Source organism: Alcanivorax sediminis, assembly GCF_009601165.1.
GTDB classification, from domain to species: domain Bacteria; phylum Pseudomonadota; class Gammaproteobacteria; order Pseudomonadales; family Alcanivoracaceae; genus Alcanivorax; species Alcanivorax sediminis.
Map to the genome: position 1 here is coordinate 31,815 of NZ_WIRE01000003.1, position 24,834 is coordinate 56,648.

Annotated in this window: 38 protein-coding genes; 33 read left to right on the forward strand and 5 right to left on the reverse strand. The window is 56.7% G+C overall.

Annotated features, from left to right (window positions below):
- The first annotated feature begins 8 nt into the window (after nucleotides 1-8).
- From GFN93_RS16005 to GFN93_RS16020, 4 genes are read left to right on the forward strand one after another with little or no spacing between them, the layout of a single operon-like run.
- On the forward strand, nucleotides 9-1,148 hold the full coding sequence (locus tag GFN93_RS16005; RefSeq protein WP_153502316.1) for an alginate O-acetyltransferase: 1,140 nt from the start codon (nucleotides 9-11) through the stop codon (nucleotides 1,146-1,148).
- Nucleotides 1,081-1,710, forward strand: coding sequence for an alginate O-acetyltransferase AlgF (locus GFN93_RS16010; RefSeq protein ID WP_153502317.1), 630 nt, complete (start codon nucleotides 1,081-1,083; stop codon nucleotides 1,708-1,710). The genes GFN93_RS16005 and GFN93_RS16010 overlap by 68 nt, the downstream gene beginning before the upstream one ends.
- Nucleotides 1,688-3,145: an alginate O-acetyltransferase AlgX-related protein gene (locus tag GFN93_RS16015; RefSeq protein WP_153502318.1), complete on the forward strand. Its 1,458-nt coding sequence runs from the start codon at nucleotides 1,688-1,690 to the stop codon at nucleotides 3,143-3,145. The genes GFN93_RS16010 and GFN93_RS16015 overlap by 23 nt, the downstream gene beginning before the upstream one ends.
- Nucleotides 3,133-4,203, forward strand: a complete 1,071-nt coding sequence (locus tag GFN93_RS16020; RefSeq protein WP_328594809.1) for an alginate lyase family protein — start codon at nucleotides 3,133-3,135, stop codon at nucleotides 4,201-4,203. Before GFN93_RS16015 ends, GFN93_RS16020 begins: the two co-directional genes overlap by 13 nt.
- On the opposite strand, the gene GFN93_RS16025 is transcribed toward GFN93_RS16020, so the two are convergent.
- The 3 genes from GFN93_RS16025 to GFN93_RS16035 are packed head-to-tail and all read right to left on the reverse strand — an operon-like array spanning nucleotide 4,160 to nucleotide 8,258.
- Nucleotides 4,160-5,464: a right-handed parallel beta-helix repeat-containing protein gene (locus GFN93_RS16025; protein WP_153502319.1), complete on the reverse strand. Its 1,305-nt coding sequence runs from the start codon at nucleotides 5,462-5,464 to the stop codon at nucleotides 4,160-4,162. The two genes, GFN93_RS16020 and GFN93_RS16025, sit on opposite strands and share 44 nt — an antisense overlap.
- Nucleotides 5,461-6,828: a phosphohexomutase domain-containing protein gene (locus tag GFN93_RS16030; protein WP_153502320.1), complete on the reverse strand. Its 1,368-nt coding sequence runs from the start codon at nucleotides 6,826-6,828 to the stop codon at nucleotides 5,461-5,463. Before GFN93_RS16030 ends, GFN93_RS16025 begins: the two co-directional genes overlap by 4 nt.
- Nucleotides 6,825-8,258, reverse strand: a complete 1,434-nt coding sequence (locus GFN93_RS16035; RefSeq protein ID WP_153502321.1) for a mannose-1-phosphate guanylyltransferase/mannose-6-phosphate isomerase — start codon at nucleotides 8,256-8,258, stop codon at nucleotides 6,825-6,827. The genes GFN93_RS16030 and GFN93_RS16035 overlap by 4 nt, the downstream gene beginning before the upstream one ends.
- A gap of 401 nt (nucleotides 8,259-8,659) precedes the next feature.
- Between GFN93_RS16035 and rpsJ the strand changes: the two genes are divergently transcribed.
- From rpsJ to GFN93_RS16180, 29 genes are all read left to right on the forward strand, one after another.
- A complete protein-coding gene (gene rpsJ, locus GFN93_RS16040) occupies nucleotides 8,660-8,971 on the forward strand; it encodes a 30S ribosomal protein S10 (RefSeq protein ID WP_022986497.1) in 312 nt (103 codons plus the stop codon).
- A 45-nt stretch (nucleotides 8,972-9,016) separates the two neighbouring features.
- Entirely contained in the window at nucleotides 9,017-9,652 is a 636-nt protein-coding gene (gene rplC / locus GFN93_RS16045; RefSeq protein ID WP_153502322.1) for a 50S ribosomal protein L3, read from the forward strand.
- Between the two features lie 14 nt (nucleotides 9,653-9,666).
- Nucleotides 9,667-10,269: a 50S ribosomal protein L4 gene (gene rplD / locus GFN93_RS16050; protein WP_153502323.1), complete on the forward strand. Its 603-nt coding sequence runs from the start codon at nucleotides 9,667-9,669 to the stop codon at nucleotides 10,267-10,269.
- Complete coding sequence (gene rplW, locus GFN93_RS16055) at nucleotides 10,266-10,562, forward strand: 50S ribosomal protein L23 (RefSeq protein ID WP_153502324.1); 297 nt, start codon at nucleotides 10,266-10,268, stop codon at nucleotides 10,560-10,562. Before rplD ends, rplW begins: the two co-directional genes overlap by 4 nt.
- 18 nt (nucleotides 10,563-10,580) lie before the next feature.
- Nucleotides 10,581-11,405, forward strand: coding sequence for a 50S ribosomal protein L2 (gene rplB / locus GFN93_RS16060; RefSeq protein ID WP_153502325.1), 825 nt, complete (start codon nucleotides 10,581-10,583; stop codon nucleotides 11,403-11,405).
- 22 nt (nucleotides 11,406-11,427) lie between these two features.
- Nucleotides 11,428-11,703: a 30S ribosomal protein S19 gene (rpsS, locus tag GFN93_RS16065; protein WP_328594813.1), complete on the forward strand. Its 276-nt coding sequence runs from the start codon at nucleotides 11,428-11,430 to the stop codon at nucleotides 11,701-11,703.
- A 10-nt stretch (nucleotides 11,704-11,713) separates the two neighbouring features.
- Complete coding sequence (rplV, locus tag GFN93_RS16070) at nucleotides 11,714-12,058, forward strand: 50S ribosomal protein L22 (RefSeq protein ID WP_153502326.1); 345 nt, start codon at nucleotides 11,714-11,716, stop codon at nucleotides 12,056-12,058.
- A 4-nt stretch (nucleotides 12,059-12,062) separates the two neighbouring features.
- Nucleotides 12,063-12,761, forward strand: a complete 699-nt coding sequence (gene rpsC / locus GFN93_RS16075; protein ID WP_153502327.1) for a 30S ribosomal protein S3 — start codon at nucleotides 12,063-12,065, stop codon at nucleotides 12,759-12,761.
- A 13-nt stretch (nucleotides 12,762-12,774) separates the two neighbouring features.
- Nucleotides 12,775-13,188 carry a 50S ribosomal protein L16 gene (gene rplP, locus GFN93_RS16080; RefSeq protein WP_153502328.1) on the forward strand — a complete coding sequence of 138 codons (414 nt, stop codon included), beginning with the start codon at nucleotides 12,775-12,777 and terminating at the stop codon, nucleotides 13,186-13,188.
- A gap of 3 nt (nucleotides 13,189-13,191) precedes the next feature.
- A complete protein-coding gene (gene rpmC, locus GFN93_RS16085) occupies nucleotides 13,192-13,383 on the forward strand; it encodes a 50S ribosomal protein L29 (RefSeq protein WP_035234262.1) in 192 nt (63 codons plus the stop codon).
- A 2-nt stretch (nucleotides 13,384-13,385) separates the two neighbouring features.
- On the forward strand, nucleotides 13,386-13,649 hold the full coding sequence (rpsQ, locus tag GFN93_RS16090) for a 30S ribosomal protein S17 (protein WP_153502329.1): 264 nt from the start codon (nucleotides 13,386-13,388) through the stop codon (nucleotides 13,647-13,649).
- A 50-nt stretch (nucleotides 13,650-13,699) separates the two neighbouring features.
- The gene (gene rplN, locus GFN93_RS16095; RefSeq protein WP_022986486.1) at nucleotides 13,700-14,068 is read left to right on the forward strand and encodes a 50S ribosomal protein L14; all 369 of its coding nucleotides are present in this window, start codon (nucleotides 13,700-13,702) and stop codon (nucleotides 14,066-14,068) included.
- A gap of 15 nt (nucleotides 14,069-14,083) precedes the next feature.
- Nucleotides 14,084-14,392 carry a 50S ribosomal protein L24 gene (gene rplX / locus GFN93_RS16100; RefSeq protein WP_153502330.1) on the forward strand — a complete coding sequence of 103 codons (309 nt, stop codon included), beginning with the start codon at nucleotides 14,084-14,086 and terminating at the stop codon, nucleotides 14,390-14,392.
- Nucleotides 14,393-14,405: 13 nt separating this feature from the next.
- Nucleotides 14,406-14,945 carry a 50S ribosomal protein L5 gene (rplE, locus tag GFN93_RS16105; RefSeq protein WP_153502331.1) on the forward strand — a complete coding sequence of 180 codons (540 nt, stop codon included), beginning with the start codon at nucleotides 14,406-14,408 and terminating at the stop codon, nucleotides 14,943-14,945.
- Nucleotides 14,946-14,956: 11 nt separating this feature from the next.
- Nucleotides 14,957-15,262: a 30S ribosomal protein S14 gene (gene rpsN / locus GFN93_RS16110; protein ID WP_035234271.1), complete on the forward strand. Its 306-nt coding sequence runs from the start codon at nucleotides 14,957-14,959 to the stop codon at nucleotides 15,260-15,262.
- A gap of 31 nt (nucleotides 15,263-15,293) precedes the next feature.
- Nucleotides 15,294-15,686: a 30S ribosomal protein S8 gene (rpsH, locus tag GFN93_RS16115; RefSeq protein WP_153502332.1), complete on the forward strand. Its 393-nt coding sequence runs from the start codon at nucleotides 15,294-15,296 to the stop codon at nucleotides 15,684-15,686.
- Nucleotides 15,687-15,717: 31 nt separating this feature from the next.
- Nucleotides 15,718-16,251, forward strand: coding sequence for a 50S ribosomal protein L6 (rplF, locus tag GFN93_RS16120; RefSeq protein WP_153502333.1), 534 nt, complete (start codon nucleotides 15,718-15,720; stop codon nucleotides 16,249-16,251).
- 17 nt (nucleotides 16,252-16,268) lie between these two features.
- Complete coding sequence (gene rplR / locus GFN93_RS16125; RefSeq protein WP_035234276.1) at nucleotides 16,269-16,619, forward strand: 50S ribosomal protein L18; 351 nt, start codon at nucleotides 16,269-16,271, stop codon at nucleotides 16,617-16,619.
- Between the two features lie 12 nt (nucleotides 16,620-16,631).
- Nucleotides 16,632-17,129, forward strand: a complete 498-nt coding sequence (gene rpsE, locus GFN93_RS16130; RefSeq protein ID WP_035234278.1) for a 30S ribosomal protein S5 — start codon at nucleotides 16,632-16,634, stop codon at nucleotides 17,127-17,129.
- Between the two features lie 23 nt (nucleotides 17,130-17,152).
- Complete coding sequence (gene rpmD / locus GFN93_RS16135; RefSeq protein WP_153502334.1) at nucleotides 17,153-17,335, forward strand: 50S ribosomal protein L30; 183 nt, start codon at nucleotides 17,153-17,155, stop codon at nucleotides 17,333-17,335.
- A gap of 3 nt (nucleotides 17,336-17,338) precedes the next feature.
- The gene (gene rplO / locus GFN93_RS16140) at nucleotides 17,339-17,773 is read left to right on the forward strand and encodes a 50S ribosomal protein L15 (protein WP_153502411.1); all 435 of its coding nucleotides are present in this window, start codon (nucleotides 17,339-17,341) and stop codon (nucleotides 17,771-17,773) included.
- A gap of 11 nt (nucleotides 17,774-17,784) precedes the next feature.
- Nucleotides 17,785-19,167, forward strand: a complete 1,383-nt coding sequence (gene secY / locus GFN93_RS16145) for a preprotein translocase subunit SecY (protein ID WP_153502335.1) — start codon at nucleotides 17,785-17,787, stop codon at nucleotides 19,165-19,167.
- Between the two features lie 17 nt (nucleotides 19,168-19,184).
- A complete protein-coding gene (rpmJ, locus tag GFN93_RS16150) occupies nucleotides 19,185-19,301 on the forward strand; it encodes a 50S ribosomal protein L36 (protein ID WP_008928865.1) in 117 nt (38 codons plus the stop codon).
- Between the two features lie 115 nt (nucleotides 19,302-19,416).
- Nucleotides 19,417-19,773, forward strand: a complete 357-nt coding sequence (gene rpsM, locus GFN93_RS16155) for a 30S ribosomal protein S13 (protein WP_153502336.1) — start codon at nucleotides 19,417-19,419, stop codon at nucleotides 19,771-19,773.
- 35 nt (nucleotides 19,774-19,808) lie between these two features.
- The gene (gene rpsK / locus GFN93_RS16160; protein ID WP_011587706.1) at nucleotides 19,809-20,207 is read left to right on the forward strand and encodes a 30S ribosomal protein S11; all 399 of its coding nucleotides are present in this window, start codon (nucleotides 19,809-19,811) and stop codon (nucleotides 20,205-20,207) included.
- A 16-nt stretch (nucleotides 20,208-20,223) separates the two neighbouring features.
- Complete coding sequence (gene rpsD / locus GFN93_RS16165; RefSeq protein ID WP_035234291.1) at nucleotides 20,224-20,850, forward strand: 30S ribosomal protein S4; 627 nt, start codon at nucleotides 20,224-20,226, stop codon at nucleotides 20,848-20,850.
- Between the two features lie 20 nt (nucleotides 20,851-20,870).
- Nucleotides 20,871-21,878, forward strand: a complete 1,008-nt coding sequence (locus tag GFN93_RS16170; protein ID WP_153502337.1) for a DNA-directed RNA polymerase subunit alpha — start codon at nucleotides 20,871-20,873, stop codon at nucleotides 21,876-21,878.
- Nucleotides 21,879-21,928: 50 nt separating this feature from the next.
- Nucleotides 21,929-22,312: a 50S ribosomal protein L17 gene (gene rplQ / locus GFN93_RS16175; RefSeq protein WP_153502338.1), complete on the forward strand. Its 384-nt coding sequence runs from the start codon at nucleotides 21,929-21,931 to the stop codon at nucleotides 22,310-22,312.
- Between the two features lie 194 nt (nucleotides 22,313-22,506).
- Entirely contained in the window at nucleotides 22,507-22,842 is a 336-nt protein-coding gene (locus tag GFN93_RS16180) for a DOPA 4,5-dioxygenase family protein (RefSeq protein ID WP_153502339.1), read from the forward strand.
- Between the two features lie 30 nt (nucleotides 22,843-22,872).
- On the opposite strand, the gene GFN93_RS16185 is transcribed toward GFN93_RS16180, so the two are convergent.
- Together GFN93_RS16185 and GFN93_RS16190 are read right to left on the reverse strand one after the other, a co-directional pair.
- Nucleotides 22,873-23,259 (reverse strand): hypothetical protein, encoded by a 387-nt coding sequence (locus GFN93_RS16185; RefSeq protein ID WP_153502340.1) that lies wholly within the window; start codon nucleotides 23,257-23,259, stop codon nucleotides 22,873-22,875.
- Between the two features lie 126 nt (nucleotides 23,260-23,385).
- Nucleotides 23,386-24,660, reverse strand: a complete 1,275-nt coding sequence (locus tag GFN93_RS16190) for a glycerophosphodiester phosphodiesterase family protein (protein WP_153502341.1) — start codon at nucleotides 24,658-24,660, stop codon at nucleotides 23,386-23,388.
- Nucleotides 24,661-24,834 lie beyond the last annotated feature (174 nt).

The window sequence follows — 24,834 nt, forward strand, 5'->3', positions numbered from 1 at the left end:
AGCTCGCCATGATTGCCATGAAAAAAGCTTCTCTGGTCAATGGCTGGCTATTCCTGGTCGTCATTTTTTCTGGGTTGTTGTCATTGTTGTACCCCGTCGGGCACTTCTTCGTCACGGAGCCGGCCGCCTGGGAGCAGTTCCGCAAGGGTGAGCTGGTACGCAAGCTGGAGCGTCACGTGGATGAGCAGTTTGTACTCCGAGAGCCCTCGATTTCCCTCTGGGCGGATGCCAGCTTCCTGCTCTTTCACGCCGGTCGGCCGGGGGTTCTGGTGGGGGAGAAGGACTGGCTCTTTACCCGAGAAGAGTATTACTTCGATCGTCGCAGTGAGCAGGTGTTGGCGAAGAACCTGGATGAGCTGGCGCTGACGGTATGCGCGCTTGAAGCGATGGGCAAGGAGGTGCTGCTGATACCTGTGCCCGCCAAGCGTCGTATTTATGCAAAGTGGAGCGATCGCTCAGTGTCTACAGGCATGGACTCGCTCTATCAGCAAATCACTTCTGCACTAAGCGCCTCCCGAATTCCCTGGCTGGATACCTTGCCATTGATGCAGCGGGCCGCGAGTAAGGATGCCGTCTTCATGCGCACGGATACCCACTGGAGCCCCTACGGCGCTGAAGTGGTGGCGGCGGGGGTGGCATCAACACTGGCGCTTGCGTCTACTCAACGCTTTCAGACCCAGCAAGTCGCGGTGGAACCTTATGAAGGAGACTTGCTTCGCTATCTCCCGACCAGCCGGGGCTTGGGTCCTGAGCGGGAGGAGTTACTGGTGCGCTATGAAACGTCCGCTCTGGGTCAGGCTCAGGATGCCGCTGCCTTGCTCGGTGATGACATGCCGCCGGTGGCGTTGGTGGGCACCAGCTATAGCGCGATGGATGAGTGGCACTTCCCGGGTTTCCTGAAACAGCAGCTGGGCGAGGATGTACTGGTCTATGCGCTGGAGGCCGAGGGGCCGTTTGCGGCCATGCGAGAGTTTATCACCGACCCCGCCGCCAGGGATGAGCGGGTGAAGTATGTGCTTTGGGAGGTGCCGGAAAGGGCGCTGATTCAATCAATGGAACCGATTGTGGAGGGGGAACGTCATGCGTGTATGGCTCATGATTCTGACCATACTGCTGAGCTTGCCGGTGTGGGCGGCTCAGGACGGTAACGAAGGGTTGTATGAAATGGCTGCGCCACCTGATTCGGCTTTTATCAGGGTGGTGAATATCTCTCAGGTGCAGACAACGGTGGCCATGGATGAATGGCGTCAGTCGCTGGCGCCAGGTCAGGCAGGCGACTATCTCTACCGGCCTGCGGGTGAGGCGCAGTTGAAGGTCAACGACAAGCCATTCACATTTAGCTTCGAGAAGCGGTCGGTGCAGACGCTGGTGTTTGATGGCGCTTCACTGGTGCCCCATCAGGACACGTACTTCAACAGCCGCCTCAAGGCGTTGCTGGTGATGTATAACCTGTCTACCCAGCCCGCCTCACTGCAGACCAGTAACGGCGCGGTTAATGTGATCGGCCCTTTGTTGTCGGGCACTAGTGGTGAACGCCAGATCAACGGCGTCAAGGTCTCGCTGAAAGTGGCCCTGGATAGCGGCGCCGAGCTGCCGCTGCAGGAAGTGGTGTTACAGCGTGGGCGAGTCTATACCGTACTGGTCACCCCGGGCAGCAGCGGCGCGGAAGCCCGCCTGGAGGAAACCCATGTGGCTACGACAACTCCCTGATCGGGTTCGCTGGCTGCTGATTGGAGGTGGCCTCGCCATGGCCGCTCTCGCAGCAGCGGAGCCGAACACCAGCCATGCGGGTAACGATGACGCAGAGGAGGAGGCGGTGTTGCGGGGCGCGTTTCTGAAGCCCCCATTCACTTGTGAGGCACTGTCTGATCCGGCCACCTATGCTGCAGGAAGCATGGCCAGCATGCGGCAATTGATTGCCGGTGAGACTTACTGGTATTTCCGCAGCGAGGTCGATTTACAGCAATCTTTTCACCTCGATGAGGCCAGCCAGGCCGCCTTTGCCGAGCTGGTTAGCCGGCTTGCCCAGCGCGGCGTTAGGCTGGTCGTGATGCTGCAGCCTACTCGCGGTCTGATGCATTCGGATGCTTTGCTGTCGCCCTGGCAAGAGCAGTACTCTCTTGCGGCGGCCAGGCATTCTTTTCTGAAAAAAGCGCACACTTTGAGAGCGCTTGGGGCCATCGTGCCAGACATGGAGCCGGTGCTGACCGGGCAGCACGAGAAGGAGTATTTTTTCCGTCGTGATCACCACTGGACTCCCTATGGCGCGGATGTGAGTGCCCGCCAGGTGGCTGCTGCGATGCTGGCGGAGCCTGCTCTCGACGAACTGCCGGAAATAGCGTTCGAGACCCAACCGGATATCCTGCTGCGAAAGATGGGCACCATGAATGTGGCCGTCAGCAGTGTCTGCGGCAATGCCTATGGTTTCCAGTGGGTGCGTGGGGCGGTCACCTCGCCAGTGGAGAGGATCGACAGTGCTGATGCCTTGTTTGGCGATGTGGCCGCTCCGGCAATTGCGCTGGTGGGCACCAGTAATTCCGATAATCGTGATGAACGCTACAAGAACTACAATTTCCATGGCTATCTGCAGCAATACCTCAGCCGCGATATCGTCAACTTTGCCATGACCGGTGGTGGGGCGACAGGGTCGCTGGAAGACTTGCTGCTGTCAGATGCTTATCAGAGTGGCCAGTTTCGCTACCTGATCTGGGAACTGCCTGTGAGCTATGCGCTGGAGGATCAGGTGGTTTGGCGACAGCTTCTCCCTGAAGCATCAGGAGGCTGTGCCGACCAGACCCTTCTTGCCAGTGAAAAAGTCACTGTCCCTGTCGCCAGTATCGACGAGCGTGCAGAAGTACTGGCTAACTCCGGGCAAAACCGGCACTTGACCGCTGGCAAGGATCATCTGCTGCTGGACATGAACTTCTCGGACAGTAACTTCAAGCAATTCTATGTGCTGGCTTATTACGATGACGGCCAGCGCGAAAAAATCCGCATTCGCCGCCCTGCACGACTGGACACAGGACGTTTCATGCTGCGCCTGGATCCTCCCTCCCGGCACAGCAATCTGTTATCGGTGCTGTTGGAATTTGAACAACCAGTGGCGGCGGCCATGGAGGTGGAGGTGTCACTGTGCGACTACTGACAGCACTTGTTCTGGGCATGATTTCGGGCTGTGGTCAGGCTTCGCTGGTGCCGCTCTTTGATCGCCAGCCCCAGAGTACGGGGGCACCTGACTCACGGGCGCTGACTCGCTGCGAGGCGCAACTCCGGGGCTATCCCCCTTATGCCGGGCCTTTGGCTATGGGCAGCAAGTATGATCAAGCGCGGTCGAGCAAGGATACTCTGGACCGCAAGGCCGCCAGGCAGTACGAGGCGCAGGTAGAGGATATTTACGGCTACCTGTCTTTTCTGGGGCAGGTTACAGAGTATATGCGGGATCCCCGTCCCGCTGTCCGCGCAGCAGCAAAAACCTGTTTTGCCGAGGCGCTTGAGCCATGGGCCCAGGCCAATGCTCTTGCCCAGCGAGATGCCAGCAAGCAGGGGGAGGCGGTGCGTAAATGGTTTCTGTCGGCGCTAGCCACCAACATGATGAAAGCCCAGGCGCTGACGGATTGGCAGATCAGCGAGGCTCAGCGTAACTGGCTGGGACGACTGGCTGACCGGGTACAGGCCCATGCGGAGCCCCGGCGGCAGCGGATGGATTTGTACAATAACCATGATTACTGGTCCTCCTGGGCGGTCATGGCAGCGGCGTTGGTGCTGGATGACCCGGCGCGGCTTGTGTGGGCGGAGGAGGGGTACTGGTTGGCTATTGGTCAGATTACCCCGCGCCAGGGAGGCGTGGTGTTGCCCAGGGAGGCGGCCCGCGGTAAGCGGGCGGAGGAATATCACGCTTTTGCCATCACCCCATTGATCTTGATGGCAGAGGCCGGCACCCGTAATGGTTTGAATCTGTACGGCGGGAATGGTGCGCAGTTACATGCTCTGGCCCAGCAGGTGGTGCATTTCTGGGCGGGAGATGGGAAGGGAGCCTCCTTTGCGCAAAAGCAGGTGGCCATTGATGACAGCAAGATGGCCTGGTGGCCGGTTTACGCACATCGTTTTCCGGATCGCCTGCCGTTGCCAGCAGGGGATGGGGATCGTTTTGGCTCCCGGTTTACTGGAGGCTCGCTAGCGGGCTTGTGGGAAGCATCTCAGTGAAGCGAATGGCGACTTTTTTTCCTTGCAGCAATGGCGGTAGCACATCGGCTTCCTGATCGGCCAGGTTGCCTGCCAGATATTTTCCCCGGTTGCTGGCGTGGCGAAGACTGACGCCGCTGATTTCCAGTTTGCCTTCGCCGCTCGTCTGCAGTGCAGCCAGATGATTCTTGTGCAGGCGCAGGTTGCTCATGCTGCCGTTGACTTCGTGCCCCGGGGCCGCCTGAATCGAGATGGCATAGCGTTGATTGTGGCTGATATTGGCCTCTTCAATACTGACCTCCATACTTCCGTCAAGACGTAGGCCATCACTGCCGTTGTTTCTCAGGGTGAGGGCTTTCATCAGGGTAGTGTGCTGTCCGCGCAGGCTCTTGATCTGGGCGCCATACTCCAGGTTGTTTTCGCTGGTAACGCTGGAAATGTGCACTTCGCCGTTGTGGTTCTCAAGCAGAATGCCGCTCCCGGCGTTGTGACGAAGCACGCTATCCTTCAAATCCAGCGCGGCGTAGCCCCCTGCCCGCAAGCCGTGTCCTCCGGCATTGCTGACCACCAGACGTTCGATCCTCGCCCGGCTGCTTTGCAGCACCAGGCCCTGCTCACGGCTACCGCTGACGGTAAGCCCGCTGATGCTCACCTGACTGCCTGCCTCAGCATCCAAACCGCGATAAAGGTTGCGGAACTGCGAATCCACAATATAAAGCCGTGCAGGGGCGCCACTATCCTGGTAGCGGTGACGGGCTACGCTGACGCCGTTGGCGCGATAGTCGGCGCGGCCAAGGGCGATTAGCGCGCTGTTGAGGATGCGCGTGGTGGAGCCCCCCCAGCCGTGAATGAATCCACTGCTCCGGTCGCCATTGCTGGTAATGGTGCTGTGCTCGATGACCAGTTCACCGCGGTTGATCAGACAGCCGCCATGGCGCCCTTCGATGAACAGGTTGCTGTCTGACAGGGTTAGTCGGGCACCAGGGCCAATCACCAGCGGATAGTGAAGAGTCCAGCCGGTATCTGAATGACTCAGGGTGCGGGGGCCAAGTTGTTGGGCGAGCTGGTCAAGGCTGTATTCACCGCTATTGAGCACGATGGCTTGCGGGTGGCCCTGCTGGTAGTGGGCAATCTGACGGAACAGGCCATTGGCGGCAAAGGTTTCCAGTGGCCAGTTGCTGGCTTCATTGGCATAGATGGGCGTGAGCTTCACTGCCGCCATGGCTGGCTGCAGGGAGAGCAGTGATAAAACAGCGAACAGTGCGGTGAGGAGTCTGTTCATGATGCGCTCCTCAGCAGGCTGCTCAACTCCCGGGTCTTGCTGACCAGCAGCTCCGGGTTGGCGCGGGTTTCTACGTTCAGGCGGATCAGCGGTTCGGTATTGGAGGCCCGCACGTTGAAGCGCCAGTCGCTGAACTCCAGGCTCACCCCGTCAGTGTCGTCCTGATTCAGGGCAATGTGGCCATACTGGTCGAGGATGCTGCGCAGCGCTGCGCCGCTGTCGGGTACCGAGAAGTTGATTTCACCGGAAACCGGGTAGCGGTTGGCGCGCTCTCGCACCAGCGCAGACAGAGGCTGCCCGGATTCAGCCAGCAGGCGGGACAGGTGTAGCCAGGGCAGGATGCCTGAGTCGCAGTAATGGAAGTCCCTGAAGTAGTGGTGGCCACTCATTTCGCCCCCGTACAGGGCGTTGTCCTTGCGCATGCGCTCCTTGATGAAGGCATGGCCGGTTTTGCTCTGCAGGGGGTGGCCGCCGGCTTTCTGCACCGTATCGATGGTGCTCCAGGTCAGGCGTGGGTCGTGGATAATGGTGCTGCCGGGTTGGCGGGCGAGCAGGGCGTTGGCCAGCAGGCCGATGATGTAATAGCTCTCAACAAAGTCGCCATGCTCATCAAAAAAGAAACAGCGATCAAAGTCGCCGTCGAAGGCCACGCCCAGCTGGGCGCCATGACGGATCACCGCCTGGCTGGTCTCCGCCCGGTTTTCCGGTAGCAACGGATTGGGTACCCCATTGGGGAAGGTTCCGTCCGGGGTGTCTTGATAACGGTGGAGCAGAGGATGAATTCCCTTCTGCGCCAGCGCTTCCTGCAGTACGTCCAGTGCGGGACCAATGGCGCCGTTACCCGCATTGCTGACCATGCAAAAGCCATCAAGGGGCTGGCAGTCCACCAGATGAAGCAGGTGGTCAATGTAGGGGCGTTTATCGGTGCGGCGATGGCGGATGCCACGGATGCCGGTGTCCGGGAAGCGGTTTTCAATCACTCGGTCCCGGATCTCGAACAGCCCTGTATCGCCGCTGATAGGGCTGGCCCCGCGGCGGACCAACTTCATGCCGTTGTAGTCTGCAGGGTTGTGGCTGGCGGTGATCTGAACGCCGCCATCAGCCTGATGGAAGACGGTGCCGAAATACACCTCCTCCGTGCCGCTCAGGCCGATATCCACCACATCTGCACCGCTGCTCATGATGCCCTCGCAGAGGGCATTACAAAGCGCGGGGGAGCTCAGCCGCATGTCGGCGCCGACGACAATGCTGCGGGCCTTGAGCCAGTCGGCCATGGCCCGGCCAATTCGCCAGGCCATGTCCTCGTTGAGCTCCTCGCCGATCTTGCCGCGGATATCATAGGCCTTGAAGCAGGCAGTGCTCATGGTAGCTGCGCCACTTTTTCGCTGGCGTCCTCTCGGTGGTAACGGTCACTGATGCGAATGATGTCATCTTCGCCAAGATAGGTGCCGGACTGGACCTCAATCAGCTCAAGAGGGATGCGTCCCGGGTTCTCCAACGAGTGCACCTCGCCAATGGGGATAAACGTTGACTGGTTTTCAGCGACCAGAAAGGTGTTCTGCCCGCAGGTGACCTTGGCGGTGCCAGACACCACAATCCAGTGCTCGGCACGGTGATGATGCATCTGCACGGACAGTTGCTCGCCGGGCTTCACGGTAATGTGCTTCACCTGATAGCGGTGGCCCTTGTCCACAGAGTCGTATTTGCCCCAGGGGCGGTGTACCAGGCGGTGGTTCTCAGTTTCCGGGCGTTTGCGTGCCTTGAGGGTGTCGGTGATTCGCTTCACCTCCTGGGCCTGGCTCTTGTGGGCCACCAGGATGGCATCGGGTGTGTCTACCACCACGAGATCCTCGACACCGAGCAGGGCGACCAGACGCTCATCGCTCATGGCCAGGCTATTGCTGCTGCCATGGCTGATGATATCGCCGCGCAGATGGTTTCCGTCACCGTCTTTCTCCAGGTGATCCCACAGGGATTGCCAGGAGCCGAGATCATTCCAGAACAGTTCCACCGGCACCACGGCGCCATCTCGGGTGTGCTCCATGATGGCATAATCAATGGAGAGGTCTTCGCAGCGGGCAAAGCTGCTCTCATCCAGGCGGATGAAATCCAGGTCTGCAGCGCCTTGCAGAAGGGAGTGAGTGCAATGGGCCAGCATTTGCGGGTGGTGTTCACGCAGCTCCTGAAGATAGCGTTCGGCGCGGAACAGGAACATGCCGCTGTTCCACAAATAGTTACCGTCTTCGACAAACCGCTGGGCAGTGGCGGCATCCGGTTTTTCGACAAAACGTTCAATCAGGTGATGCTCACCCCGGGATTCCCCCATACATATATAGCCGTAACCGGTTTCGGGCCGGTTGGGTTGAATGCCGAAAGTCACCAGCAGCCCGCTCTCGGCAGCCTGGTATCCGGTTTTGATGGCGGCTTCCAGTGCTTCCGGGTTGCGGATAGCGTGATCCGCCGGGCAGACAAAGATTTTGGCATTAGTGTCCCGTTGACGAGCCTGCAGTGCGGCAAGGGCGACTGCCGGGGCGGTATTGCGTCCGCAGGGCTCAAGAAGGATGTCTGCTTCTATTCCGATATCGCCAAGCTGCTCTGCCACCAGAAAACGATGCTCTTGATTGCAGACGACAATGGGGCGTACGGCGCGCAGATCCGCTGGTAGCCTCAGGAATGTGGCCTGAAGCATGCTGAACTCGCCATTCAGGCGTAGCAGTTGCTTGGGGTAATGAGAGCGAGACAGCGGCCACAGGCGCGAGCCAGTGCCACCGGCAATAATGACTGGAATCAGCATCAGAAATCCCTTCCTTCCTTAATACAACGAACCCGCAACAAGCGGGAGCGGCTTAAAAGCCTTCCTCGAGAGCAAACATTGCGCTGTGCCTGATGAAGGTGGAAAGGGAGAAGATGCAGGTTTTACGAAATTCCGCTCTGATGGGTAGTTTGGTAACGCTTCATAGGGAGTAGTTTTGGGCTATACTCGCCCCCCGCGCGGCTAATTTGCAGATTGTTTGAAATTACCCCTTGCAAACCTCGGGGGGGCTGTCTATTATTCGCGCCCTGCCTCAAGGCAGTTACCAACCGGGGCATTGTTCCCGGGCATGTTTTGACACCACGTACCTATCCATGGAGATCAGGTGGGTGGGCTTTTTGCCATATAAATTATGGTTCGAAACAGTCTGGAGTTTGTTAGCTATGGCTAACCAAAGAATCCGCATCCGTCTCAAGGCCTTTGATCATCGTCTGATCGATCAATCTGCCCAGGAGATCGTGGATACGGCCAAACGGACAGGCGCGCAGGTTACGGGTCCTATCCCGCTTCCCACGCGTAAAGAGCGTTTTACTGTGCTGATCTCTCCGCACGTAAACAAAGATGCGCGAGATCAGTATGAGATCCGCACTCACAAGCGTCTGGTTGACATCGTCGAGCCTACGGACAAAACCGTGGATGCTCTGATGAAGCTTGATCTGGCTGCTGGTGTGGATGTGCAGATCAGCCTGGGTTAACAACGGGCGGGTTAATAACCGCGACAGGTTGTGAAGAGGTAAACAATGGCGATTGGTGTGATCGGTCGAAAATGTGGCATGACTCGCGTGTTCACTGAAGAAGGTGTCAGTGTTCCTGTGACCGTCATCGAGGTGACCCCGAACCGGGTTGCTCAGGTTAAGACCGAAGAATCAGATGGCTATCAGGCCGTGCAGGTAACGGTGGGTGAGCGCCGTGCCAGCCGTGTGACCAAGGCTCAGGCCGGTCACTTTTCCAAGGCTGGTGTCGAAGCAGGTCGTGGCGTTTGGGAATTCCGTGCTGAAGCTGGTGAGCTGCAGCCTGGTTCCGAAGTGACCGTAGAGGGTTTTGAAGCAGGTCAGATGATCGATGTGACCGGCACCTCCAAGGGTAAGGGTTTTGCTGGCGGCGTTAAGCGCTGGAACTTCAGCACCCAGGATATGACCCATGGTAACTCTCTGTCCCACCGTGCTCCGGGTTCTATTGGTCAGAACCAAACCCCGGGCCGCGTGTTCAAGGGCAAGAAGATGGCTGGGCACATGGGTGCTGAGCGCGTCACGGTCCAGAATCTGGAAGTGGTGCGTGTAGACGCTGAGAAGAATCTGTTGCTGGTTAAAGGTGCGGTCCCCGGTGCTACCGGTGGTGATGTGATCGTGCGTCTGGCAGTGAAGGCGAAGGCCTGAAAGAGGAATAGAGGATGAATCTCAATACTGCCTCTGGAGGTACCGTTAGCGTTTCCGAAGTCGCCTTCGGCAAGGACTTTAACGAGCCTCTGGTTCATCAGGTTGTAACTGCGTATCTGGCTGGTGCCCGTCAGGGTTCCAAGGCACAGAAAAACCGTTCCGATGTGAGTGGTGGTGGTCGCAAGCCGTGGCGTCAGAAGGGCACTGGTCGTGCTCGTGCTGGTACCATTCGCAGCCCGATCTGGCGTGGCGGCGGCAAGACTTTTGCTGCTACCAACCGTGACTTCTCTCAGAAAGTGAACCGCAAAATGTATCGTGGCGCGCTGCAGTGCATCGTGTCCGAGCTGGTTCGCCAGGAGCGTCTGGTTGTTGTTGACGAGTTCACTGTTGACTCGCCGAAGACTAAAGCCGTTGCGGCTAAGCTGAAAGATCTTCAGCTGAGCAATGTGCTGATCGTGACTGATAGCGTGGATGAGAACCTGTTCCTGGGTTCCCGTAATCTGCCGAAGGTAGATGTACGCGACGCGCAGGGCGTTGATCCGGTCAGCCTGATCGCTTTTGAAAAGGTGCTGATCACCGTGCCGGCTCTGAAGAAACTTGAGGAGGCACTGGCATGAATCAAGAGCGTATCCTGACTGTGCTGCGTGCTCCGCACGTTTCAGAAAAAGCGACAGTTAATGCTGACGAGAAGGGCACCTTTGTATTCAAGGTGGCCAAAGATGCGAACAAGCTGGAAATCAAGAAAGCCGTTGAGGCGCTTTTTGAAGTGAAGGTTAAGTCTGTTCGTACCGCCAATGTGAAAGGCAAGTCCAAATTCTTTGGTCGCGTTGCTGGTAAGCGCGCTGACTGGAAGAAGGCCTATGTTTCCCTTGCGGAAGGCCAGGACATTGACTTCCTCGGCGCAGAGTAAGGAAGGGAGTAAGGAATAATGGCGATTGTAAAGTGCAAGCCGACTTCTCCGGGCCGCCGCTTTGTAGTCAAGGTGGTCAACGAGGATCTGCACAAAGGTGCTCCCTACGCGCCTCTGGTAGAAGCCAAGAGCAAGAACGGCGGTCGTAACAATAACGGTCGAATCACTACCCGTCATAAAGGTGGTGGTCACAAGCAGAAGTACCGTATTGTCGATTTCCGTCGTAACAAGGACGGTATCGTTGGCGAAGTTGAACGCCTGGAATACGATCCGAACCGTTCAGCGCACATTGCCCTGGTCAAGTACCTGGATGGTGAGCGTCGTTACATTCTGGCTCCCAAGGGCCTGAAAGCAGAAGACCGTATCCAGTCCGGCGAAGATGCGCCGATCAAGGTTGGTAACGCGCTTCCGCTGCGTAACATTCCGCTGGGTTCCACTGTCCACAACGTGGAAATGAAACCTGGTAAGGGTGGTCAAATCGCACGTTCTGCCGGTACTTCCGTGCAGGTACTTGCGAAAGACGGCCAGTATGTGACTCTGCGTCTTCGCTCTGGCGAAATGCGCAAGGTACACGCTGACTGCAAGGCGACCCTGGGTGAAGTATCCAACAGTGAGCACAGCTTGCGCTCACTGGGTAAAGCGGGCGCCAAGCGCTGGCGGGGTGTACGTCCCACTGTACGTGGTGTGGCGATGAACCCGGTAGACCATCCTCATGGTGGTGGTGAAGGGCGTACTTCTGGTGGTCGTCATCCGGTTACCCCTTGGGGTGTACCGACCAAGGGCCACAAGACCCGTACAAACAAGCGCACCTCCAAGATGATTGTGCGTGACCGTCGTAAGTAAGGGATAGAGAGAGGTTCAGGCTGTGCCACGTTCACTCAAAAAAGGTCCTTTTGTGGATCACCACCTGCTAAGCAAGGTGGAAGATGCGGTGGAAGCCGGCTCCCGTAAGCCGATTAAAACCTGGTCCCGTCGCTCCATGATTATTCCGGAGATGGTGGGTCTGACTATTGCTGTTCACAATGGCAAACAGCATGTGCCGGTGATTGTTTCCGAGCACATGGTTGGCCATAAGCTGGGCGAATTCGCCCTGACCCGCAACTACCGCGGGCATATCGTGGACAAAAAGGCTAAGCGATAAGGTGACAGCCATGGCTACTGAAGTTGCAGCCCGTCTGCGCGGTGCAAGAATTTCGGCTCAGAAAGCCCGCCTCGTAGCGGACCAGGTCCGAGGCCTGGAAGTCGAGAAGGCGCTGAATCTTCTGGAATTCAGCCCCAAGAAGGCGGCAAAAATCGTTAAGAAAGTGCTGGAGTCCGCAATTGCAAACGCGGAAAACAACGACGGCGCTGACGTTGACGAGCTGAAGGTATCCACAATTTTTGTGGACGAAGGCATGAGCATGAAGCGTATCCGTCCGCGGGCCAAAGGCCGCGCAGACCGGATCATCAAGCGTACTTGCCACATTACTGTGAAAGTCTCGGAAGGTCAGGAGTAACCAGATGGGTCAGAAAGTACATCCGGTCGGTATTCGCCTGGGCATTGTTAAAGAGCATAACTCGCTCTGGTATGCCGGACCGAAGTCTTATGCAGACTGCCTGGTTACCGACCTGCAGGTTCGTGAGTTCCTGTTCAAGCGTCTGAAGAATGCATCGGTGAGCCGCGTCAAGATCGAGCGTCCGTCAGAAAACGTACGGATCACGATCTCAACCGCTCGTCCCGGTATCGTAATTGGCAAAAAAGGCGAAGATGTCGAGCGCCTGCGCCGCGATGTTGCCGCCAAAATGGGCGTGCCGGTTCATATCAACATCGAGGAAGTGCGCAAGCCCGACCTGGATGCGCGTCTGGTAGGCGACAACGTCGCTGGTCAGCTGGAGCGTCGAGTGATGTTCCGCCGTGCGATGAAGCGTGCCGTGCAGAACGCCATGAAGTCTGGCGCTGAAGGTATCAAGATTCAGCTGTCCGGTCGTCTGGGTGGTGCAGAGATTGCGCGTACCGAATGGTACCGCGAAGGCCGAGTGCCGCTGCACACATTGCGTGCTGACATCGACTACGCAAGCGTACGTGCTGAGACCACTTACGGCACCATCGGTATCAAGGTGTGGATCTTCCGTGGCGAAGTGCTTGGTGGCATGGAGCAGGTTCAGCAGGAAGAGCAGCAGAAGCAGTCCAAGGGCGCCAAGAAGCGCGGCCGCGGTTAAAGGGTAACGAACGATGTTGCAGCCGAAGCGTACCAAATTCCGGAAAGTTCATAAGGGCCGCAACCGTGGCCTGGCAGAGCGGGGCAGCAAGGTGTCTTTCGGCACCATTGGCCTGCAGGCAACTGGTCGCGGTCGTCTTACCGCACGCCAGATTGAAGCCGCCCGTCGTGCCATGACTCGTCACATCAAGCGTGGCGGGAAAATTTGGATCCGGGTTTTCCCGGACAAGCCGATCACCCAGAAGCCGCTCGAAGTGCGGATGGGTAAAGGTAAAGGTTCTGTAGAGTATTGGGTTGCCCAGATTCAGCCGGGCAAGATGCTTTACGAAATGGAAGGTGTTTCTGAAGATGTGGCGCGTGAAGCGTTCCGTCTGGCCGCTGCCAAGCTGCCGGTAAGCACCCGTGTCGTAACTCGGACGGTGATGTAAGCCATGAAAGCGAGCGAGCTGAGAGAGAAAAGTGTTGAAGAGCTGCAGCAGGAGCAAATCAACCTGCTTGAGCAACAGTTCAAGCTGCGTATGAAGTCTGCTTCCGGCCAGCTTTCTAAAACCCACGAGCTTGGGACGGTCCGCCGTAACATTGCGCGCGTTAAAACCATTCTGAGACAGAAGCAGGGTAACTAGTCATGGCAGAGGCAAAAATGCGCCGGACCGCTACCGGCAAAGTGATCTCCAACAAGGGTGAGAAAACCATCACTGTGTTGGTAGAGCGCCGGGTTCAGCACCCGATTTACGGCAAGATCATCAAGCGTTCCAGCAAGCTGATGGCGCACGATGAGCAAAACCAGTGTCAAGAAGGCGACCTGGTAACCATCGAGGAATGCCGTCCGATGTCCAAGCGTAAGACCTGGACATTGGTAAATGTAGTCGAACAGGCCAATAAGGCCTAACGGACCGTTGCTGTGGCTGCCTGTAGAGGCAGAGTTGGAGAGATTTAGCGATGATTCAGACTGAAAGCATGCTCGAAGTCGCCGATAACAGCGGCGCCCGTCGAGTACAGTGCATCAAAGTGCTGGGTGGTTCTCACCGCCGCTATGCAGGCATTGGTGACATCATCAAGGTCACAGTGAAGGAAGCAATTCCGCGCGGCCGTGTTAAGAAAGGTGATGTAATGACCGCCGTGGTTGTACGTACCCGTAAAGGTGTGCGTCGCCCCGATGGTTCTTTGATTCGTTTCGACGAAAATGCCGCGGTGCTGTTGAACAACAACAAAGCACCGATCGGTACCCGGATCTTCGGCCCGGTAACGCGCGAGCTGCGCACCGAGCAGTTTATGAAGATCATCTCCCTGGCACCTGAAGTTCTGTAAAGGCGGGTGAAGGTAATGCTTAAGATCAAGCGTGATGACGAAGTCATCGTAATTGCGGGCAAGGACAAAGGTAAGCGTGGCACCGTCCAGCAAGTTCTGGACAATGGTCGCGTAATCGTTGGCGGCGTTAACATGGTGAAAAAGCATGTTAAAGCCAATCCTAACCGCGGTACTCAAGGCGGCATCGTAGAACAGGAAGCGGCTCTGCATGCTTCTAACGTTGCCATCTGGAACCCCAAGTCGCAGAAAGCGGATCGTGTGGGCTTCCGTTTTGAAGACGGCAAAAAAGTGCGTTTCTTCAAGTCCAACGGCGAAACGCTGTAGGTTTAGGTGACCCATGAGTGATCTGAAAAAGATTTATAAAGACGAAATCGTACCCAAGCTGAAAGAAGAGCTGGGTCTCGGTAACATCATGGAAGTGCCGAAGATCACCAAGATCACCCTGAACATGGGTGTTGGTGAAGCTTCAGCCGACCGTAAGGCGATGGACGGTGCTCTTGCCGACATGACTGCCATTTCCGGTCAGAAGCCCCTGGTAACCAAGGCTCGTAAGTCTGTTGCCGGCTTCAAGATCCGTGAAGGTTGGCCGATCGGCTGCAAGGTAACCTTGCGCAACGATCGCATGTACGAATTCCTGGAACGCCTCGTTTCTGTTGCGATTCCGCGTATTCGTGACTTCCGTGGTTTGAATGCGAAATCCTTCGATGGCCGTGGTAACTACTCCATGGGTCTTCGTGAGCAGATCGTGTTCCCGGAAATCGATTTCGACAAGGTCGACAAGCTGCGTGGTTTGGATATTACCATCACCACCAATGCTAAGACTGACGACCAGGCACGGGCGCTGCTGCGCGCCTTCAACTTCCCGCTGAAGGGCTAAGAGGATTTATCATGGCTAAAGAATCCATGAAAAACCGGGAAGCAAAACGCGCCAAACTGGCTAAGCGTTTTGCCGCCAAGCGTGCAGCGCTTAAGGCGATCATCCAGGATCCCAATGCAGAACCTGAAGCGAAGTGGGATGCCCAGCTTCAGCTGCAAAAATTGCCGCGCGATTCTTCCCCGGTGCGTCAGCGTAACCGCTGTCGCCTGACCGGTCGTCCGCACGGTTACTACCGCAAGTTCGGCCTGAGCCGGATCATGCTGCGTGAAGCAGCTATGCGCGGTGATGTTCCCGGTCTGGTAAAAGCCAGCTGGTAAGCCAAGAGTTAGGTAGCGGAGCGATTGCGGCATGAGCATGCAAGATACCCTGGCGGATATGTTTACCCGTATCCGTAACGCCCAAATGGCAAAGAAAGTACAGGTTGAGATTCCTGCCTCCAAGGCAAAGGAAGCGATTGCCAAGGTACTTCTGTCTGAGGGTTACATTGCTGGTTACAAGATCAGCGAAGACATCAAACCGATTATGACGGTTGATCTGAAGTATTTTGAAGGTAAGCCGGTGATCGAGAAGATCGCTCGCGTTAGCCGTCCTGGTTTGCGTGTTTACAAGAACGCAAACGAGATCCCGAAGGTGAAGGGCGGCCTGGGCGTGATGATCGTATCCACCAACCAGGGCATTATTTCTGACCGCGCAGCACGCAAAGCCAATGTTGGTGGCGAGCTGATCTGCGAAGTGTCCTAACAGAAGCGACGTAGACGGGTTAGGTGCAGCAATGTCTAGAGTAGCAAAAAGTCCGGTAAATCTGCCGCAGGGCGTCGAGATCAAGGTCGACGGCCAGAAAGTTGCCCTGAAGGGTAGCAAGGGCAGCCTGGAGCATGACGTACACGAGCTGGTTGCAGTGTCTGTTGAGGACGGTGTGGTTTCTGTAAAGCCGCACGAAGAATCCCAGAAGGCATGGGCCCTGGCAGGTACCACGCGTGCTCTGTTGAATAACATGGTAACGGGTGTTGCCGAAGGTTTTGAGCGCAAGCTTCAGCTCCTCGGTGTTGGTTACCGTGCACAGGCTCAGGGTAAGGTGCTTAACCTGACTCTCGGTTTCTCCCACCCGGTTGCCTACGAGCTGCCTGAAGGGGTAACTGCTGAAACTCCGAGCCAGACTGAGATCATTATCAAGGGCATTGACAAGCAGCTGGTAGGTCAGGTTGCAGCCAATGTTCGGGCCTTCCGTCCGCCGGAGCCCTATAAGGGCAAAGGGGTGCGCTATGCTGATGAGCAAGTGCGCCGTAAGGAAGCCAAGAAGAAATAATCGTCGAGATTAATGCCATGAAAGACAAAAAAGTTGCACGTCTGCGCAGGGCAAAACGTACTCGCCTGAAGATCCGTGAACTGGGCGAAGTTCGTCTCTGCGTAAATCGTACTCCGCGTCATATCTATGCGCAGGTAATCTCTGCGAATGGTGGCCAGGTACTGGCTTCCGCTAGCACTGTAGAGAAAGATCTGCGTGCTGAAGCTACCGGTAACACTGACGCAGCGGCCAAAGTGGGCCAGCTGATCGCTCAGCGTGCCAAAGAAGCGGGCGTTGAGCGCGTTGCCTTTGACCGTTCCGGTTTTAAATATCACGGTCGCGTAAAGGCGCTGGCTGACGCCGCGCGTGAAAACGGGCTTGAATTCTAAGGGTGCTTGGTTATGTCGAAAGTTGATCCCAACGAAGGTCTGCAGGAAAAGCTGGTTCAGGTAAACCGGGTTGCTAAAGTTGTTAAAGGCGGCCGTATTTTCGGTTTTACCGCGCTGACTGTAGTGGGTGACGGCAAGGGCAAGGTCGGCTTTGGTCGTGGCAAGGCCCGCGAAGTGCCTGCCGCTATCCAGAAAGCCCTGGAAGCTGCTCGCCGCAACATGATTCAGGTGGAGCTGAACGGCACCACCATCCAGCACCCGATGAAGGCCCGTCACGGCGCCTCCAAGGTGTACATGCAGCCGGCCGATGAAGGTACCGGTGTGATTGCCGGCGGTGCGATGCGCGCCGTACTGGAAGTCGCAGGCGTTCAGAACGTACTGGCCAAGTGCTATGGCTCCACCAATCCGGTTAACGTGGTTCGGGCTACCTTTAACGGCCTGAAGTCCATGGCGTCTCCGGAGTCTGTGGCTGCCAAGCGTGGCAAGTCTGTCGAAGACATTCTGAACTAAGCGCAGATAACGGAATCGTTACGATGGCTGAAAAGATCAAGGTTAAGCTGGTTAAGAGCACCAACGGCCGGCTGGAAAAGCATAAGGCCTGTGTGCGCGGTCTCGGTCTGCGCCGCATCGGTCATACCGTTGAAGTAGAAGATACCCCGTCTGTACGCGGCATGATCAACAAGGTCGCGTACATGGTACAGGTAGAGGGAGAATAAGTGATGCGTCTGAATGATCTGCATCCTGCCGAAGGTTCCCGCCCGAGCGCCAAGCGTGTTGGTCGTGGTATCGGTTCCGGCCTGGGCAAGACTGGTGGTCGTGGTCACAAGGGTCAGAAGTCTCGCTCCGGCGGTACGGTGAAGCCCGGCTTTGAAGGTGGTCAGATGCCGCTGCAGCGTCGTGTGCCGAAGTTCGGTTTCACGTCCAAGCTGGCTATGGGTACTGCCGAAGTTCGCCTGGCTGAACTGGCCAAGGTGGAAGGCGACGTTATCGATCTGGCTTCCCTGAAAGCTGCCAATGTCGTTCGTCGTGACATGAAGCGCGCCAAGATTGTTCTTTCTGGCGAAATCAATCGCGCAGTAACCGTTCGTGGTGTGGCCATTACCAAAGGCGCCCGTGAAGCGGTTGAGAAGGCTGGCGGCAAAGTCGAAGAATAAGGCGACGCTCTATGGCGAAGAATCGCGCTCAGACATTGAATGGTGGCGCGCCGAAAGTAGACAGCAACGCGATGCGTGAGCTGTGGCGGCGAATCGGTTTTCTGTTGGGCGCCCTGGTGGTGTTCCGGATCGGGGCACATATCCCGGTCCCGGGCATGAACCCGGATGCGTTGCAACAGATGTTCAACAATAACCGGGACACCATTCTTGGCCTGTTTAACATGTTCTCCGGGGGGTCCCTGGAGCGCATGAGTATCTTTGCGCTGGGCATTATGCCCTACATCACTGCCAGCATCGTGATCCAGCTGATGACGGCAGTGGTACCGACTCTTGAACAGCTTCGTAAGGAAGGTGAGCAAGGCCGGCGCAAGATTACCCAGTACACCCGGTATTTGACCGTGGCACTGGGTGCTATTCAGTCCTTCGGCGTGTGTGCGGGTCTGAAGAGTCAGGGTATTACCCTGCTGCCTGAAGCGGCGACCACCATGCAGGTGGCCAGCTTTTACTTCGTGGCGGTGACGAGTCTTCTTACCGGTACTGTGTTCCTGATGTGGCTGGGTGAGCAAATTACCGAGCGGGGTATTGGCAACGGTATTTCCATGCTGATCTTCGCTTCAATCGTGGCAGGCCTGCCCGGTGCTGTGGCTCAGACTTTTGAGTCTGCACGGACCGGTGATCTTAGCCTGATCATGATGTTGTTTGTGTTCCTGGTGGCACTTGCCGTGATCTTCGGTGTGGTGTTTGTGGAACGTGGACAACGCCGTATTACGGTTAACTATGCACGTCGTCAGCAAGGTCGTCGTGTGTATGCAGCGCAGCAGAGTCATCTGCCGCTGAAGGTGAACATGGCAGGTGTTATCCCGGCTATTTTTGCCAGCTCCATTCTGCTGTTTCCGGCTTCACTGACCCAGTGGTTCAGTGATTCCAACCCGGATTCATGGTGGGGCCAGGCATTACGTAGCGTCAGTGATGCCCTGTTGCCGGGTACTCCGCTGTATGTATTGCTGTTTACCCTGTCAATCGTGTTCTTTTGCTACTTTTATACAGCGCTGGTGTTCAATCCGAAGGATGTCGCTGACAACCTGAAGAAATCCGGCGCCTATATTCCGGGTATCCGCCCGGGCGAGCAGTCCGCTCGCTATATCGATACCGTAATGGGCCGTCTGACCCTGATCGGTGCGGTATACATGACGCTGGTGTGCCTGTTGCCACTGGGTCTGCAAGCTGTTGCCAACGTGCCCTTCTATTTGGGCGGCACCTCTCTGCTGATCGTCGTGGTAGTAGTCATGGACTTCTGGTCGCAGGTTAATTCGCACCTGACGTCCACCCAGTATGAGAAGTTGATGAAGAAAGCCAACCTGAAAGGGTATGGCGGCACCGGACTGGTGCGTTAACGAACGAGGCGAGTGCGATGAAAGTTCAGGCTTCTGTGAAGAAGATCTGCCGTAACTGCAAAGTGATCCGTCGTAAGGGTCGCGTCATGGTGATCTGCAGTGCCGAACCCCGGCACAAGCAGCGCCAGGGTTAAGGTTCAGTCTTCTTTTAAGTGTTTGGTTGAAATTCAGTCGGCGTAGCGCTAGACTCTGCCGCCTTTCGGCGCCATAGAGCCTGGCGCACCCGTTTTGTGAATCGGAGATATTCGGATGGCCCGTATTGCAGGCGTTAACATCCCGGAAAATAAGCACACGGTGATTTCCCTCACCTACATCTTCGGGATCGGTCGTACCCGTGCACAGCAGATCTGTGCCTCGGCCGGTATTGAGGAAACCGCAAAGGTTCGTGACCTGAGCGTTGAGCAACTTGACGTCATTCGTGGCGAGGTAGCCAAGTTCTCTACCGAGGGTGACCTGCGCCGGGAAATCAACATGAACATCAAGCGTCTGATGGACCTCGGTTGCTACCGCGGTATTCGCCATCGTCGCGGCCTGCCGCTCCGCGGTCAGCGCACCAAAACCAATGCTCGGACCCGTAAAGGTCCGCGTAAACCGATTCGCAAGTAAGCTGATACGTCAGCGGCTGGATTTGGATAGGCATTATGGCTAAGTCAAAGAAAGATAGTGGCGCACGTCGCAAGAAGGTAACGCGCACCGTAGCGGACGGTATCGCTCACGTGCACGCTTCCTTCAACAACACCATCATCACCATTACCGATCGTCAGGGCAACGCACTGTCCTGGGCGACCTCCGGTGGTGCTGGCTTCCGTGGTTCCCGTAAGAGCACCCCGTTTGCTGCCCAGGTGGCTGCTGAAAACGCGGGCAATGCTGCCAAGGACTACGGTCTGAAGAATCTTGAAGTTCGCGTGAAGGGCCCGGGTCCTGGTCGCGAGTCCTCCATTCGTGCCTTGAATGGTTGTGGCTACAAGATTACCCATATTGAGGACGTTACGCCGATTCCGCACAACGGTTGCCGTCCGCCTAAAAAGCGTCGCGTGTAACGGGAGTTAGAGCAAGATGGCAAGATACATCGGTCCCAAGTGCAAGCTTTCCCGTCGTGAAGGCACTGATTTGTACCTGAAGAGTGGTATTCGTCCGCTCGAGTCAAAGTGTAAAGCTGAACAGGCTCCTGGTCAGGCTGCGGGCGGTCGTCGTCCGGGTCGTCTGTCCGACTACGGTGTTCAGCTGCGCGAGAAGCAGAAAGTTCGTCGTACCTACGGTGTACTGGAAAAGCAGTTCCGTAGCTACTACAAGAAGGCAGCCTCCTCCAAAGGCGCAACCGGCGAAGTCCTGCTGCAGCTTCTGGAAGGTCGTCTGGATAACGTGGTATACCGCATGGGCTTCGGCTCTACTCGCTCTGAAGCGCGTCAGCTGGTATCCCACCGTGCCATCCTGGTTAACGGTCAGTCTGTGAATGTGGCCTCTTACCAGGTGAAGCCGGGTGACGTGATCAACGTTCGCGAGAAGTCCAAGAACCAGCTGCGCGTGAAGAACGCCATGGAACTGGCTCAGCAGCGTGGTTTCGTTCCTTGGGTTGAGGTAGACGAGAAGAAGCTGGAAGGGACTTTCAAGTCCAAGCCAGAGCGTATCGACCTGCCTGCCGAGATCAACGAAAACCTGATCGTCGAGCTGTACTCCAAGTAAGGACTGCCTGAGGGATCTCTATGACCGCTGTGAACGACTTTCTCACGCCCCGCTCGATCGCGGTCAACGCGATCAACCAGACCCACGCCAAAGTGGTTCTGGAACCGCTGGAGCGTGGTTTTGGCCACACTCTGGGGACTGCGCTGCGCCGCATCCTGATCTCCAGCATGCCCGGCTGTGCGATCACCGAAGTGGAGATCGAGGGCGTACAACACGAATACTCCTCCATCGAGGGTGTTCAGGAAGATGTTATCAACATCCTGCTGAACCTGAAGGGCGTAGCCCTGAAGATGGAAGACCGCGAAGAAGCTACTCTGGAACTGGTCAAGAAAGGCCCCGGAGCAGTCACCGCGGATGACATTCAGCGTGATCACAGTGTTGAGATCGTCAACCCTGATCACCTGATCTGCACCATCACCGGCGACACCGAATTGCGTGTGAAGCTGAAGGTGCAGAAGGGGCGTGGCTACGAAGCTGCTGATTCCCGTCAGACTGACGAAGATGAGACTCGCGGTATTGGCCGTCTGCAGCTGGATGCCAGCTACAGCCCGGTTCGTCGCGTAGCTTATGTCGTTGAAGCTGCCCGTGTTGAACAGCGTACTGACCTGGACAAGCTGGTTATCGACCTGGAAACAGACGGAACCATTGATCCGGAAGAAGCGATCCGTCGTGCTGCCACTATCCTGCAGCAGCAGATCGCCGTATTTGTTGATCTGGAACAGGACGCCAAGCCTGAGCCGAAGCAGGAACGCGAAGAAATCGATCCGATTCTGCTGCGTCCGGTAGATGATCTGGAGCTGACCGTACGCTCTGCCAACTGCCTGAAGGCAGAGAACATCTACTACATCGGTGATCTGGTACAGCGTACCGAGGTTGAGCTGCTGAAGACCCCGAACCTGGGTAAGAAGTCTCTCACCGAGATCAAGGACGTGCTGGCCTCCAAGGGCTTGTCGCTGGGTATGCGTCTTGAGAACTGGCCGCCGGTCAGCCTCCGTGACGACGACCGGCTGAACACCAAATTGCGCTAAGTTAGTTGTTGTGGACGCTGTGAAGCGCCCCTGAACATAGGAACAGAATCATGCGTCATCGCAAAAGCGGCAGAAAACTGAATCGGAACAGCTCTCATCGTCAGGCGATGTTCCGTAACATGGCCGTGTCTCTGCTGGAGCACGGGGCGATCAAGACCACTCTGCCCAAGGCTAAAGAGCTTCGTCGTGTGGCTGAGCCGCTGATCACCCTGGCCAAGGAAGACTCCGTAGCCAACCGTCGTCTGGCTTTCAACCGCACCCGTTCCAAGGAAGTGGTTGGCAAGCTGTTCAACGAACTGGGTCCGCGCTACAAGAGCCGTCCTGGTGGTTATGTACGTATCCTCAAGATGGGCTTCCGTGCCGGTGATAACGCACCGATGGCCTATGTTGAGTTGGTAGACCGTCCTGAGGTTGTTGAAGCGGACGCCGAATAAGCGTTTTGTTTCAGTGATCAAAAAAACCGGGCCATGTGCCCGGTTTTTTTATGCCTATTGCATACCCGCACGGCTGTACTATCCTGTAAATCGCGCTACTTAACGGTGATGCTTGCCTTTGCGAGCTGCACAAGATTTGCTTTCAGGGTGTTGCATCTCCGCGTTGGCAGTGAACTTAGGCGGTGGGCACAGCTATGGCGATAAAGGGTTTTCACGCGCACGTTTACTATGATGAGCATACGTTTAGTCAGGCAGCCGCTCTGTGCCAGTCAGCGCATCTCAATTTCGACCTGCCCATGGGGCACATGCACCGTAAGCCAGTAGGCCCACATCCGAGCTGGAGCTGCCAGTTAAGCATTCCCCGACGCTTGGCAGGGGAGGTGATCCCCTGGTTGATGGCAAGCCGTAACGGCCTCACTATCTTCGTACATGGGCTCAGTGGCGATGATCTTCGTGATCACACTGAGCTGGTAATGTGGCTGGGCGAAAGCCAGCCACTGGACTTGAGTATGTTCCAGTACTCGGCCTGACCAACCTCTGTCAGTCAGGCCGAGCATTTTTTAATGCTGTACCACCGCTCTGCCGCGGTACATTAGTGTCTTGCCGGTACCGGGTTCGTTCCTGGTGCTCTCCTTTCCTTTTTTTCTTTCGTCATTCATTTCGACAGGCTGGCCTCGATAGAATCGCACCGGAAGGGTTGGCTCCGGGGTAATTAGCTCATCCGGGCCCTCCAGTTCGATCAGTGCCAGACGAATTTCCCCGTAAAGGCGCTGCATTCCCTGGGAGCGGGTGCGGCCGGCATAGTGGGCCAGCTTATGGCGAAGCTCCGGGTCGGTTAGCGAGAGGTTGGCATCAAACTCTGCGCGGATCAGGCGGCGGCACTGGTTAACCAGGTTCACGATGTTGTACTGCATAAGCCAACGGTGATCAGTAGCGGTAGTGCTCATCACATACTCCTCAGACAAGGTCTGTGCATTGCGAGTAATTGGGTTAAAGCAGAATTCGTGCCACTACCTGATGCGGCTTACTGGCCACCCTGAGGGGCAGGGTGGCCAGTTTGGTGCGGGTATGCGTTATTTTGAAGCGTGGTTGTCCTGTTGCAGACAATTTGCATAGAAGCTGGTTGTGGCAGGCCAATCAGAGAACACCCCAATAACGCCTATCTGGCGGGCGAGAACGTCGAGTAATGTGTAGGTGTCGCCATCATTATTAATGGCCGGGGTGACGCTCTGAAAATACCAGCCACCACCATCGGCAAGAGGACCGGACCTCTCCAGTGACCAGGCGATAATGTCCAGACCAGCTGCACTCGCGGCTTTGGCGTACGCGCTGGGGACGATGCGGTTGTCAGAGTCCGTTGTGACTAACATCCATAGCGGTGGGGCGATGATGTTGACGCCATACCCTCTCAGCGTGTCCATATCGGGTTGCCATGTCCCGGGGTTTTCTGGGTCCAGGCCCTGACTGTCGCGGCCATCCAGAAAAACGGCCTGCTTGCCGTAAGCGCCTTCGTGATTGATCCAGTAGTGAACGTCATCCAGCAAGAAGGATTGAGGAAAGACCCTGTCGGGAGTAACGCCGGCCTCACGATATTCCTCGATCATCTGATGGGCATAATCCTGCTGGGTATAGTTGCCCTGCCAGGGCATGGCAACCGAAGGGGTCTTCAGTTCCGGCGTCATTTTTACGCCTAGCTCCTGAAACAGGGCAATGCTTTCCTTGTGGCTGAGCAAGGTACCGTTGTTGCTGTAGAGATCGGTACGAAAGGCTGCCGTACCCCGGAGGTACTCCTGTACTGTCGTTGCTCTGGGGTTGGTGCCATCCATCTTGCCTTTCAGGGTCTTGAATTGCGCAAGGGTAATGTCACTGGTGCAGCACCGGGCGCTGGCGGTGTTGGTGCCATCAAACGGACTGAACGGGGTGCTGCATTGGCTGGCCAGCCCGGTTTCCAGAATGTTGGTCGTCGCGTGAAGATCACACTGTGAGTGTCGGCAGACCAGCTCCTGATCCTTGGTAAAAGCCACGTCACACTCGAGAATGCCAGCCCCCATACGAGCAGCCGCGCGGTAGGATTCCTCTGTGTGTTCCGGAAACTGCAGCGGTGCTCCGCGGTGGGCGATCGAGAAGTCGGATACCTTCATGGGGCGGGGGCTGCGGGCACATTCTTCCAGCGCCCGCTTGAGCGGCCCATCGTCCATATCCGCAACCAGATAATACGGGCGAGGGCCAAGTTCGATGCTGGCCGTTACGGCAGCGTTTGAGTGGGTCGATGGTGACGCGCAAGCAGCGGTGACCATTGCCAGAGTGGCAGCGGCGGCGAAGCTTCTAAGGGCCCAGATCCGTTTCATGATCAACCTCCAGTGTTGTGATTGAGGATGAGTCTGAGCGGAAGTTATGACGTCCGGATTGGGGTCTGACTGCGGCTGCATGACAGAGGCAAGATTCGTGCTCCCGTTCACAGCGGGGAGGGATAAACCGCCTCCGCGCTGCGGTCGACTGGGAACGAGCCTGGCCGAACCAGG